The organism is Micromonospora sp. CNZ299, assembly GCF_002754415.1.
In genome coordinates, this window is the sequence record NZ_PEFG01000001.1 from 1899970 (window position 1) to 1912306 (window position 12337).

Genomic DNA, 12337 nt, shown 5'->3' on the forward strand with positions numbered 1-12337 from the left:
AGGAAATCGTGACGATCAAAGTTGACTATGCGGTCCTCGAGAGCAGCAACCAGCAGATGCAGGCCATCTCGAAGACCCTCGAGGAAAAGCTCGACACGCTGCGGTCGATGCTGACCAAGCTCCACTGGGACGGCGAGGACCGGGTTGCCTACGAGCAGCACCAGGCCAAGTGGGACGCGGCGGTCCAGGACATCAACCGCATCCTGAACGAGATCGGCGGCGCCGTCGGCATCGCCCGGGAAAACTACCTCACCACCGAGATGAGCAACTCGAAGGTGTGGGGCTGAGGCATTCGGCGGGGTGGCTCCGGTCCGGTTGATCCGGGCCGGAGCCGCACTGTGTCTGGCCTTGGTGCGGCGGCGCCCGGTCAGCCGGCAGCCGCTGAGTCGGTGCGCCGGCCCGGGCGCCAGCCCCGTCGGCGACCACGGGTGACGATCGGTCGCGCGATCAGCAGCAGCACGGTGAGCAGGCCACCGACCGCCGCCGCCCAGATCGCGGCGGGGCGTTGCCAGCCCAGCGGGTCGTCCTGCGCCGGGGGCATCGGGAGGGCGCCGGCGGGCGGGTTCGTCCGGGTGCCCAGCAGGCTCGACACCGCACGGTATGGATTCACCATGCCGTAGCCGATGTCGGCGTTGTGGCCTTCCGGTGGGTTGTCGGCCGTGCGTTCCAGCCGTTCGGCGATCTGTTGTGGACTGAGGTCCGGGTAGGCGGCCCGGACCAGCGCGGCCGCCCCCGAGACGTACGCGGCGGCGTAGCTGGTGCCGCCGTTCGGCTCGCCGCGGTAGCCGGCTCCCTGCGGTGCCGGCCCGATGATGTTCAACCCCGGTGCGGCGATGTCGACGTAGTCGCCGCTGATCGAGCTGCCCACGTGACCGCCCTGCTCGTCGACCCCACCGACGGCGATCACCCCGGGGTACGCGGCCGGGTAACCCGGTCTGTCCTGCTGGCCCTCCTGCCGGTTGCCGGCGGCGGCGACCAGCACCACCCGCTTGGCCAGGGCGCGCTCGACGGCGGCTGTCAGCTCCGGGCCGGGAACGGTGGTCAGGGACAGGTTGATGACGTCGGCGCCCTGCTCGACCGCCCAGTCGATGGCCGCGGCGATCTGCCCGGGGAGGTCGGGGTCGTTGGTGTCCTTGAGGTCCGGCAGGACCCGGACGGGGAGGATGCGGGCAGCCGGGGCGATGCCGCTGAACGGGACGCCCGTGCCCTCCCGGCCGGCGATGATGCCGGCGATCATCGTGCCGTGCCCGACCAGGTCGCACTGGCCCTGGTTGGCCGGCAGATCATTGAAGTCGCGGCCTTCGAGCACCTGACCATTGAGCAGCGGATGGGTCGCGGAGACCCCGGAGTCGATCACCGCCACCGTGACGCCGGCGCCCCGGGACAGTGGCCACGCCGAGGACGGCTCAAGTCGGCGCAACGCCCATGGCGTCTCCGTCAGGCTCTCCTCGCTGGCTGGGCCGCAGGAGGGCGCTGCCGCGGCTGCCGGGGTGGGTGCCACCAGGCCGGCGCCGAGCAGAGCCGCCAGCGCTCCACTGAGGACCACTGTGACGGGACGACGGGACAGGGTGGTCGCGCTCAACGGCGGGCATTCGCGCACCCGCAGAGATTACCGCTGTGCCCGGTCGTGCAGCGGCCCGGCGACCGATGCTCAGGCCTGGGGGCCGACCTCCGCGGTGGACGGATCGGCGAACAGCGCGAGCAGGGCACCGACCTGGCGGTCGGCCTCGGCGGGATGACGGAACCGACCGGACGGGTTGAGGGTGTACTCATTGCGCCGCCCGACGCGGGTGCGGTGCAGGTATCCGCCCGCCTCCAGGTCGGCGACGATCGCCTGCGCGGCACGTTCGGTCACGCCGACCTCGGCGGCGACATCCCGCAGCCGGGCGGTGGGGTCGCGGGCGATGGCCAGCAGAACGTGCCCGTGGTTGGTGAGGAACGTCCAGTTCCGCCCACCACCGGTGTCGCCCGCCGCCGTCTTCGTCATCGTGTGACCGCCTCTCCGGATGCCGACCCTGCCCTCGAGGAGTCTCGTCGGCCCTGCCCGAGGTGCGTTACCCAGGGGCGAGCTGAGGTCAACGTATGAAATCCATATCACGTATACCTTGACGCATCTTACGGTGCGTGTGACCGTAAAAGCCGAGCCAGCGCCCGCCGCCGGCCCGGCTCAAGAGCCGGTTGACCAGGTCAGATGCGTCGAGACGAGGTGCGGGGATGAGTCATTCCGGAACGCCCGGCGGACAGCCGGGCCCGCAGCGGACCACCGACCGCGCCCCGGCGCTGAGCGAGCCGGCCCGCGCGTACGCCGAGTTGGTCGCCGGCAACCGGCGCTTCGTCGGCGGCGCCCCCCGCCACCCCAACCAGGACGCCGGGCACCGGGCCGCTGTGGCCGACGGGCAGCACCCGTTCGCGGTGATCGTGGGCTGCTCCGACTCCCGCCTGGCCGCTGAGATCATCTTCGACCGCGGGCTGGGCGACCTGTTCGTGGTCCGCACCGCCGGCCACACCGCCGGCCCCGAGGTGCTCGGCAGCGTGGAGTACGCGGTGACCGTGCTGGGCACCCCGCTGGTGGTGGTGCTCGGGCACGACTCGTGCGGTGCGGTGCAGGCGGCCCGGGAGGTCGCCACGACCGGCACCCAACCTCAGGGGCACCTGCGGGCGGTGGTCGACGCGGTGCTGCCCAGCCTGCGCCGGGCCGAGACCGAGGGTGTGCAGGACATCGACGGCATCGTCGACATCCACATCGCACAGACCGTCGAGACGCTGCTCGGACAGTCGCCGGTGCTGGCCGACGAGGTGGCGCAGGGGCGGTGCGCGGTGGTCGGTGTGTCGTACCGGCTCGCCGCCGGAGCGGTCCGCCCGGTGGCCGCCGTGCCGGCCGGCTTCGCGACGCTCGGCGAGGAGGCCGGGCCCCTCGACCCGGCCGCGCCCGCCGCCGCCTGACGCGACGAGGGCCGCTCCGCGCGACGCGGAACGGCCCTCGGCGAGGGTTCAGCGGGTCAGAGCAGCGACATGTGGACGTGGTCGGTGTGGTTCGACGGCCCGCTGTACGAACTCCAGCCGGTCGCCGGGAACCAGATCTGCCGGTTCCAGATCACGTAGTAGATGCCCAGCCGGTCGGCGTTACGGATGAGGAAGGCGGCGACGTTGTTGCCGTACCTCCGGGTGTCATCGTTGTGCCACGGGGCGAAGCCACTCTTCTGCAGCGACCAGTCGCAGGCACGGCCCTTCGGGTGCTCCCACGGCCCACCGGAGCGGTAGCAGCCGACGAACCGGTTGTAGCCGGCCGCCTTGACCTCCTTGTACGCGTGCAGGGTGCGGGGCGTGACGCAACCGGACGTGGTCGGGTCATTCTCGCTGCACGACTGCGGCTTCCAGTCACCGTCGGCGGTGCGACCCGGGCCGATCTTGGCCACCTTCGAGGTGGCGTCCACCAGGCCGCCGGTGAAGCCCTTGCCGCCGACGAGGGAGAGCGCCTTGTCCGCCTCGCTCTTCCGCTTCGCCATCAGGGCGGTCTGCTTCTGCTGCTCGCGGACCTCCGCGTCGAGGGCCAGCTTGGCCTGCTCGGCGCGGGCCTTCACCGTGTTGACCTCGGCGAGCTTCTTCTCATTGACCATGTTCATCTCGTCGAGCACCGCGGCGCGCTGGACGAAGGCGTCGGGAGCCTTGCTCTCCAGCAGCATCGCGAGCGCGCCGATCCGGCCGGTCCGGTACGACTGGGCGGCGATCAGCCCGACCTGTGGGGTCAACGCGTCCAGGTCGGCCTTGGCCCGGTCGACCTCCCGGGCCAGCTCCAACTGCCGCTTCTTGGATTTGTCCAGTTGGGACTTGGCGGCGGAGTAGTCGCGGTTGGCCTGCTCGATGACGTCGGTGAGCAGTTTCGGCTCGCCGTCCTCCTCGTGCCCGGACGGTGTGGGGGTCGTCGGGGCGGCGTGGGCCGGGAGGGGCCCGGCGAGCACGGTCAATGCGGCGATCACGGCCACCACGGGTGTCAACCAGCGGCGTAGGGGTGCCGTCACAATGTTCCCTTCCGTCGACCGCCGACCGGGTTAGCTGACGGGTTCGGGGCGGAAGTGGCCCCTACCGCTGACGCGGATTCACCCCACGTACCTGGGTCCCCGATTCGCCGGTTGGCGATTGGGCGGTGGCACCGCAGGCGCCGCTTCGCGCCTTCATCGGTAACCGGCAGCGAGGTTACCCGAGAGTCGGCCGGGTGAGCTACGCCTGGATGCCGACCAAAAGCGTCATTTCGCCATAGCGTTGAGTGACCAGTGACGTGGTTCTCAGGGTGGACGCCCGATCTGGTCACGCTGAGGAGTGTCACCATGCCGTATCCGTGCTCCTGTTCGGCTCCGGCCACCCGTCGGTGGCGGTGGATGGGGGTGGGGTCCGCGTCGGTTCCGGGTCGTCGGGGCGACCCGCTCGCGGTGAGATGAGTGCGGCCAGTGCCTCCGACCGGTCCGGCTGAGGTCGCGGGGCGGAAGCGTCGGTGGACGGTGTGGCGTCCGCACGCCCGGCCGCGGTCACCACTGCGGCCAGCCCGGTGGTCAGTGGCACGGCGGCGATCAGGCCGAGGGTGGCGACCGCGCTGCGGACGATCTCCTGCGCGAGGAACTCGCTGGTGAGGATCTGCCCGATCGGCCGCGCGTCGGCGGTGAGCAGGAGCAGCAGGGGCAGCGACGCGCCCGCGTATGCCAGCACGATGGTGTTGACAGTGGAGGCGATGTGCGCGCGGCCGACCCGGGTCGCGGCCCGGTAGAGCTGCAACCGGGTCAGGCCGGGGTTGGCGTGCGCCAACTCGGTGACGGTGGCCGCCTGGGTGACCGTCACGTCGTCGAGCACCCCGAGCGAGCCGATGATGATCCCGGCGAGCAGCAGACCGTGCAGGTCCACGTCGCCCTGGAACATCGACAGCGTGGTGGCATCCTCGCTGCCGAAGCCGGTGAGGTGGGTTGCCGCCGTCGCGATCGTGGCGAGCACGCCGGTCAGCACCAGGCTGCCCAGGGTGCCGAGCACCGCGACCGAGGTCTGTGCGGTGACCCCGTGCGTCAGGTAGAGCACCACGAACATGATCAGGGCGGCACCCACCACCGCCATCAGCAGGGGTGACTTGCCGGCGCCGATGCCCGGCAGCACGAAGGTGAGCAGGATGGCGAAGCTGGCCGCCAACCCGGCGAGCGCGGCCAGACCCCGCCACCTACCGAACGCGACGATCGCCGCGGCGAAGACCACCGCCAACCACAGCATCGGGGTGCCACGCTGGTGCTCGGAGATGTTCCAGTTGCTGGTGGTGGGATCGGTGGGATCGGTCAGCTCGACCAGGATGACCTCGTCGCCGACCGCGACCCGGGGTGCGCCGGGCCCGTCGGGCACCGGTGTCTGCACCTGCTGGCCGGCGGACGGCCCGTCGTCCACCCGGACGTCGACAGTGCCGCACGGCCCGCCGCCGACGCGTGGTGTGCCCTCCGGGCTCGACGGCGTCGGCGGGCATGGTTCGGTCACCACCCGGGTCACCGTGCCGGGGAAGCGCGGCACATCCGCCCCGCCGTCGGTCTCCGGTGCCCCACCGCGCGGCCAGAGCAGCAGTGCTGCGAGCACGGTGGCGACGAAGAGGGGCACCACCGTCATGATGAGGATCCGCCGGACCCGGGGCGGGGCGGACGGAGCGGGGCGGGTGTGGTCGGAACCCAAGGCGAGACTCCCAACGATCCGGTGCGGGGTACGTGTCAGTGGACCGGTCGGTTCATCCGCACTGCGGAATCGCGGCGGGAGACGCGGCGGATCGCTGACCGGCGACCACCCGATCACGGATGGTCAGTGCCCGGCCCGGGCGGCCAGGAGCGACGCCACCGGGTGGCGGCGCCGGTGCCCGTTCGTGCAGCGGCATGCGGGGGGTCATCGTGGGGAATGCTAACCAGCCCGGCCCGGGGACGCAGGTCGTGACGGAGTGTCGCCGCCGAACCGCTCGCGTGCCGGTCCCCGGCCAGGCATGTTGGACACATGCCCGCTCAATTACCGCCCGATCCCGGCCATGAGCGGCACGCCACCCCGGCCAGGCCGCCGGAGAGAGCCGGGCACGACAAGCACGCCGGGCGCGACAAGCACGCCGGGCACGACAAGCACGCCGGGCACGACAAGCACGCCGGGCACGATCCGGCGATGTTCCGTCGTCGCTTCTGGGTCTGCCTGGCGCTCACCATCCCGGTGGTCCTGGCCAGCCACCTGGTCTGGGACCAGCTGGGTCTGAGCTGGGACGTTCCCGGCCGCTCCTGGGTGGGTCCGGTGCTCGGCTCGGCGGTGTTCTGGTGGGGCGGCTGGCCGTTCCTGGTCGGTGCGGTCCGGGAGGTGCGGGACCGGGCGCCCGGGATGATGCTGCTGGTCGCGATGGCGATCACCGTGGCGTACACCGCGTCCCTGGCGACCAGCGTGGGCGTCTTCGACCTGGACTTCTGGTGGGAGTTGGCCGCGCTGGTCACCATCATGCTGCTCGGGCACTGGCAGGAGATGAAGGCCATCGGGCAGGCCCGGGGAGCGCTCGTGGCGCTGGCCGCGCTGCTACCGGACGAGGCCGAGCGGGTGGCGGCGGATGGCCGGGTCGAGGCGGTGCCGGTGACCGGTCTGCGGGTCGGTGACGTGGTGCTGGTCCGCCCGGGCGGGCGGGTGCCGGCCGACGGGCGGATCATCGATGGCGGCGCCGAACTGGATGAGTCGATGATCACCGGGGAGTCGCGGCCGGTCGCCCGGTCGACGGGTGATCGGGTGGTGGCCGGCACCGTCGCCACCGACTCGGCGATCCGGGTCGGTGTGGAGGCGCTGGGTGAGCAGACCGCACTCGCCGGCATCCAGCGCATGGTCGCGCAGGCCCAGGCTTCCGGTGGGCGGACCCAACTGCTGGCCGACCGTTTCGCCGCGGCGCTGTTCTACGTGGCCACCGGCACCGCCGTGCTGACCGTGCTGGTCTGGACCGCGCTCGGTCAGCCCGACGAGGCGGTGGTGCGTGCGGTCACCGTCCTGGTGATCGCCTGCCCGCACGCGCTGGGTCTGGCCATCCCCCTGGTCGTCGCGCTCTCCACCGCGTTGGCCGCGCGGTCCGGAATCCTGGTCAAGGACCGGTTGGCGTTGGAGCGGATGCGGACGGTCGGCGCGGTTCTCTTCGACAAGACCGGCACGCTGACCCGGGGCGAGCACGCGGTCACCGACGTGGTGACGGTGCCGGGCATCGGGCGGGACGAGGTGCTGCGGATCGCGGCGGGTGTCGAGTCGGACAGTGAACATCCGTTGGCCCGGGCGATCGTGGCGGCGGCCGGACACGCAGGCCCGGCCCCGGCCGCCGGTTTCCGGTCGCTGCCGGGCCGCGGTGTGCAGGCGACGATCGACGGTACGGAGTACGCGGTGGGCGGGCCGGCGCTGCTGCGGGAACTGGGCCTGTCGCTCCCGACGGAACTGGTGACGGCGAACGAGCGGTGGTCGGCGCGGGGTGCGGCGGTGCTGCATCTGGTGCGGCTGCCGGACACCGTGCTCGGCGCGTTCGCGTTGACCGACGAGGTGCGTCCGGAGGCCCGGCGGGCCGTCGACGAGCTGCGTGCCGAGGGCGTCCGAACCATCGCCATGATCACGGGTGACGCCCGCCCGGTCGCCGAGGCGGTCGCGGCCGAGGTCGGTTTCCGGCCCGGTGTCGACGAGGTCTTCGCCGAGGTGCTGCCGGGGGAGAAGGACGACCGGGTGGCGGAGCTCCAGCGGCGAGGGTTGATCGTGGCGATGGTCGGTGACGGGGTGAACGACGCTCCGGCGTTGGCCCGAGCGGACGTCGGTATCGCGATCGGCGCGGGCACCGATGTGGCGATCGAGTCCGCCGGGGTGGTGCTGGCGTCCTCGGACCCGCGCGGGGTGGGTGCCGTGGTCCGGTTGTCCCGGGGCTCGTACCGGAAAATGCGACAGAATCTGGCCTGGGCGGCGGGCTACAACGTGGTGGCGCTGCCGCTGGCGGCGGGTGTGCTGGCCTGGGCCGGCGTGGCGTTGAGCCCGGCGGTGGCAGCGGTGCTGATGTCCGCTTCCACCATCGTGGTGGCGCTCAACGCGCAGTTGCTGCGCCGCGTCCGTCTCGACCCGGCGCCGGACTGAGGGGCGTCAGCCGCGCTTCATCAGCCGGCCGACCGCCGCCATCATCTCGGTGGCCATCTCGTCGGCCCGGCCCTCGGCCGCCCCCTCGTGCATGCAGTGCCGGGCATGCCCGTCGAGCAGCCCCAGCGCCACCTTGTCGAGTGCGGCCTGGATGGCGGAGATCTGGGTGAGCACGTCGATGCAGTAGCGGTCGTCGTCGACCATCTTCTCGATGCCGCGGACCTGCCCCTCGACGCGGCGGAGCCGCGTGAGCAGCTGGTCCTTGCTGGCGGTGTACCCGCGGATCGGGGTGGGTGTGGTCATGCGAACCAGGATAGCGTACCCCTGGGGGGTATGGTACGGTCGTCTTCGGGTGGGATACCCCCACCGGGTACGGGTAATCCGTTCAGGGAGGCGTTCCAATGGTCAACACGACGTACCAGGTGCAGGGCATGACCTGTGGGCACTGCGTCAGCGCGGTGAGCGCCGAGGTCGGCGCGATCCCAGGCGTGCAGGACGTCCAGGTCGACCTCGCGGCCGGCCGGGTCACCGTCAGCAGTGACCAGCCCCTCGACCCGGCAGTTGTCCGGGCTGCCGTCGACGAGGCCGGCTACGACCTCGTCGACGCGTGATCGGAGGACGGGCATGCGCACCGTGACGAGACTGGCCGGGTTCGCCGTGGGCCTCGCGGCGGTCTTCGGCACGACGTACGGGATCGGCCGGGTCGTCGACCGCGCCCCGGTGGTCGAGGGCCGGCACGACGGCGACGGCGCCCATGCGACGGGCGAGCACGACGACACGACCGACCGGCTCCCCGGCGGCCTGCTCGTCTCCGACCGGGGCTACACCCTCGAACCGGTCGACACCCAGGCGGACGAGTTCGCCTTCCGGATCGCCGGGCCGGACGGTCAACCGGTGACCCGGTACGACGTGGCGCACGACAAGCAGATGCACCTGATCGTCGCCCGGCGGGACCTCTCCGGCTTCCGTCACGTGCACCCCGAGCTGGCAGCGGACGGCACCTGGCGGGTTGACACCCCGCTGGCCGGTGCCGGGCTTTGGCGGGCGTTCGCCGACTTCACCCCGACCGGAGGCGAGGCGCTGACCCTCGGGGTGGACGTGACCGTCCCCGGTGAGCTGACCGAACGGCCGCTGCCCGCCCCCTCGACCAGCACCACCGTCGACGGCTACACCGTCACCCTGGCCGGCTCGCCGCAGCCTGGCCGCACCTCACCGCTGACCCTGACGGTGAGTCGGGGCGGGCAGCCGGTCGCCGACCTGGAGCCCTACCTGGGCGCGTACGGGCACCTGGTGGCTCTGCGCCGGGGTGACCTGGCGTACCTGCACGTGCACCCGGACGGGACTCCCGGCGACGGGCGGACCCGGCCCGGCCCCGCGGTCACCTTCCTCGCCGAGGTGCCGTCGGCTGGCAGCTACCGGCTCTACCTCGACTTCCGGCACGGCGGGGCGGTGCACACCGCCGAGTTCACCGTCGTCGCCGGCACCCCAGCGGCCGGCACTCCAGCGGCCGACGCCCCATCCACCGGGGGCGACCCGAGCGGACCCGCACCGACCGGGGGCGCCGACCACGGCACCCCCGGGCACGGGCACAACTGACGGGACCAGACGATGACCACCACCAGCAGCAGACCACTGCCCGAGGCGCCGAACCGGATCGAGTTGGCGATCGGCGGGATGACGTGCGCAGCCTGCGCCGCCCGGATCGAGAAGAAGCTCAACCGGATGGACGGCGTGAGTGCCACAGTCAACTACGCCACCGAGAAGGCGACCGTCCGGTACGCCGACGCCGTCACACCGGACGACCTGATCGAGACCGTGCAGAAGACCGGCTACACGGCCGCACTGCCCAGCGCGCCGACGGAAGAGCAGTCGGTGGACCCGCTGAAGGGCCCGCGTACCCGGCTCTGGGTGTCGGTGGCGCTGAGCGTGCCGGTGGTCCTGCTGGCGATGGTCCCGGCCTGGCAGTTCGACTACTGGCAGTGGCTGTCGTTGACCCTGGCCGCCCCGGTGGTGGTCTGGGGTGGGCTGCCGTTCCACCGGGCCGCCTGGACCAATCTGCGGCACGGCGCGGCGACCATGGACACGCTGGTGTCGCTTGGCACCCTGGCGGCGTTCGGCTGGTCGCTCTGGGCGCTCTTCCTCGGCGACGCCGGCATGCCGGGGATGACGCACCCGTTCCGCTTCGACATCACCCGCACCGACGGTGCCGGCAACATCTACCTGGAGGCGGCCGCCGGGGTGACGGTGTTCATCCTGGCCGGTCGCTATTTCGAGGCCCGTTCCAAGCGGACCGCCGGTGCCGCCCTGCGCGCCCTGCTCGAACTCGGGGCCAGGGAGGTGGCGGTGCTGCGGGACGGGGTGGAGACCCTGATTCCGGTGGACCGGCTCGTCGTCGGTGACCGGTTCGTGGTCCGTCCCGGGGAGAAGATCGCCACCGACGGGGTGGTCGACGAGGGCACCTCCGCCGTGGACGCCAGCATGCTCACCGGTGAGTCGGTGCCGGTCGAGGTCGGCCCCGGCGACGGCGTGGTCGGCGCCACCATCAACGCGGGCGGCCGACTGGTGGTCACCGCGACCCGGGTCGGCGCGGACACCCAGCTCGCCCGGATGGCCGATCTGGTCGAGCAGGCGCAGAGCGGCAAGGCGGCCGTGCAGCGGCTGGCGGACCGGATCTCCGGCGTCTTCGTGCCGATCGTCATCACGCTGGCCGTCGGCACTCTCGGCTGGTGGCTCGGCACCGGAGCCGGCCCGACCGCAGCGTTCACCGCCGCCGTGGCCGTCCTGATCATCGCCTGCCCGTGCGCGCTGGGCCTGGCCACGCCGACCGCGCTGCTGGTCGGCACCGGCCGGGGCGCGCAGCTCGGTGTGCTCATCAAGGGGCCGGAGGTCCTGGAGTCGACCCGCCGGGTGGACACCGTGGTGCTGGACAAGACGGGCACCGTCACGACCGGCCGGATGACGCTGGTGGACGTGGTGCCGGCGAGCGGGGAGGACCGCGCCGAGCTGCTCCGGCTCGCCGGCGCGGTGGAGGCCGCCTCGGAGCACCCGATCGCCCGTGCCGTCGCCGCGGGTGCCGCCGAGGCCGGCGCACTGCCCCCGGTGACCGGCTTCCGCAACCTCGAAGGGCTGGGCGTGACCGGCACTGTCGACGGAACTGTCGTGCTGGTCGGTCGGGCCCGGCTGCTGCGGGAGCACGACATCGACGTACCGCCGGAGGTCGAGTGGGCCGTGCGTGACGCGGAGGCCGCCGGTCGTACGGCGATCGTCGCCGGCTGGGACGGGCAGGCCCGGGGCGTGCTCGCGGTCGCCGACGTGGTGCGGCCGACCAGTCGGGCGGCGGTGGCCCGGTTGCGCGCGCTGGGGCTCACTCCGGTCCTGCTGACCGGGGACAACACCACAGTGGCCCGGGCGGTCGCCGCCGAGGTGGGCATCGACGAGGTGATCGCCGAGGTGCTGCCGGCCGGGAAGGTCGACGTGGTCAAGCGGCTCCAGGCCGAGGGGCGGTCGGTGGCGATGGTCGGCGACGGGGTCAACGACGCCCCGGCGCTGGCCCAGGCCGACCTCGGGCTGGCCATGGGCACCGGCACCGACGTGGCGATCGAGGCGTCCGACCTCACTCTCGTCCGGGGTGACCTGGACGCCGCGGTGGACGCCATCCGGTTGTCCCGACGCACGCTCGGCATCATCCGGGGCAACCTGTTCTGGGCCTTCGGCTACAACGTGGCGGCCCTGCCGTTGGCCGCCGCCGGGCTGCTCAACCCGATGATCGCCGGTGCCACGATGGCGCTGTCCTCGGTCTTCGTGGTGGCCAACAGTCTGCGGCTGCGACGGTTCCGCTCGGCCACCGCCGATCGCGGACTGTGACGAGGGGAATGGTTGGACCCGTGATGACCGGGGTATTGCTGGTGTTGTAGCGACGCTTGCAATGGAGGTTGGCAATGGGTATGGATGACAAGATCAACAATGCCACCGAGGACGCGACCGGCAAGCTGAAGGAAGGCGCCGGTCGGGCCACCGACAACGAGCAGCTCGAGGCCGAGGGTCGTACTGACCAGTCGACGGCCAAGCTCAAGCAGGCCGGCGAGAAGATCAAGGACGCCTTCAAGAGCTGACGTACGACGCACATTGCACGCCGGGCCGGTGATCATCACCGGCCCGGCGTTCTGTCTGTCCGGCGCTTTCCGTGACCCTGAGATCCCCCTGATTCCGCTTCCGG

12 protein-coding genes and 1 riboswitch are annotated in these 12337 nt (G+C 72.0%); of the genes, 7 read left to right on the plus strand and 5 right to left on the minus strand.

Annotated features, from left to right (window positions below):
* The first annotated feature begins 8 nt into the window (after positions 1-8).
* Positions 9-287 carry a WXG100 family type VII secretion target gene (locus CLT68_RS09130; protein ID WP_088951261.1) on the plus strand — a complete coding sequence of 93 codons (279 nt, stop codon included), beginning with the start codon at positions 9-11 and terminating at the stop codon, positions 285-287.
* 80 nt (positions 288-367) lie between these two features.
* Here the strand turns inward: CLT68_RS09130 and mycP are convergent, their stop codons facing one another.
* Together mycP and CLT68_RS09140 are read right to left on the minus strand one after the other, a co-directional pair.
* On the minus strand, positions 368-1600 hold the full coding sequence (gene mycP / locus CLT68_RS09135) for a type VII secretion-associated serine protease mycosin (protein ID WP_486482114.1): 1233 nt from the start codon (positions 1598-1600) through the stop codon (positions 368-370).
* Between the two features lie 51 nt (positions 1601-1651).
* Complete coding sequence (locus CLT68_RS09140) at positions 1652-1987, minus strand: helix-turn-helix transcriptional regulator (protein ID WP_088951263.1); 336 nt, start codon at positions 1985-1987, stop codon at positions 1652-1654.
* A gap of 227 nt (positions 1988-2214) precedes the next feature.
* Between CLT68_RS09140 and CLT68_RS09145 the strand changes: the two genes are divergently transcribed.
* Positions 2215-2943, plus strand: a complete 729-nt coding sequence (locus CLT68_RS09145; protein ID WP_099850111.1) for a carbonic anhydrase — start codon at positions 2215-2217, stop codon at positions 2941-2943.
* A gap of 56 nt (positions 2944-2999) precedes the next feature.
* Here CLT68_RS09145 and CLT68_RS09150 read toward each other — a convergent pair whose 3' ends face one another.
* Together CLT68_RS09150 and CLT68_RS09155 are read right to left on the minus strand one after the other, a co-directional pair.
* Positions 3000-4019 carry a VldE C-terminal domain-containing protein gene (locus CLT68_RS09150; protein WP_099850113.1) on the minus strand — a complete coding sequence of 340 codons (1020 nt, stop codon included), beginning with the start codon at positions 4017-4019 and terminating at the stop codon, positions 3000-3002.
* A gap of 4 nt (positions 4020-4023) precedes the next feature.
* A riboswitch (cyclic di-AMP (ydaO/yuaA leader) is annotated at positions 4024-4154 on the minus strand.
* A gap of 166 nt (positions 4155-4320) precedes the next feature.
* Complete coding sequence (locus CLT68_RS09155) at positions 4321-5691, minus strand: YibE/F family protein (RefSeq protein ID WP_099850114.1); 1371 nt, start codon at positions 5689-5691, stop codon at positions 4321-4323.
* A gap of 309 nt (positions 5692-6000) precedes the next feature.
* On the opposite strand from CLT68_RS09155, the gene CLT68_RS09160 reads away from it, so the two are divergent.
* Positions 6001-8121, plus strand: a complete 2121-nt coding sequence (locus tag CLT68_RS09160; RefSeq protein ID WP_099850116.1) for a heavy metal translocating P-type ATPase — start codon at positions 6001-6003, stop codon at positions 8119-8121.
* Positions 8122-8127: 6 nt separating this feature from the next.
* Here the strand turns inward: CLT68_RS09160 and CLT68_RS09165 are convergent, their stop codons facing one another.
* A complete protein-coding gene (locus tag CLT68_RS09165) occupies positions 8128-8424 on the minus strand; it encodes a metal-sensitive transcriptional regulator (protein WP_099850118.1) in 297 nt (98 codons plus the stop codon).
* Positions 8425-8522: 98 nt separating this feature from the next.
* Here CLT68_RS09165 and CLT68_RS09170 point away from each other — a divergent pair, with 98 nt between their 5' ends.
* From CLT68_RS09170 to CLT68_RS09185, 4 genes are all read left to right on the plus strand, one after another.
* Positions 8523-8732, plus strand: coding sequence for a heavy-metal-associated domain-containing protein (locus CLT68_RS09170; protein ID WP_088951269.1), 210 nt, complete (start codon positions 8523-8525; stop codon positions 8730-8732).
* A 13-nt stretch (positions 8733-8745) separates the two neighbouring features.
* The gene (locus CLT68_RS09175) at positions 8746-9717 is read left to right on the plus strand and encodes a hypothetical protein (RefSeq protein WP_099850120.1); all 972 of its coding nucleotides are present in this window, start codon (positions 8746-8748) and stop codon (positions 9715-9717) included.
* 12 nt (positions 9718-9729) lie between these two features.
* Positions 9730-11985, plus strand: a complete 2256-nt coding sequence (locus tag CLT68_RS09180; protein WP_099850122.1) for a heavy metal translocating P-type ATPase — start codon at positions 9730-9732, stop codon at positions 11983-11985.
* 74 nt (positions 11986-12059) lie between these two features.
* Complete coding sequence (locus tag CLT68_RS09185; RefSeq protein WP_099850124.1) at positions 12060-12233, plus strand: CsbD family protein; 174 nt, start codon at positions 12060-12062, stop codon at positions 12231-12233.
* Positions 12234-12337: the final 104 nt, after the last annotated feature.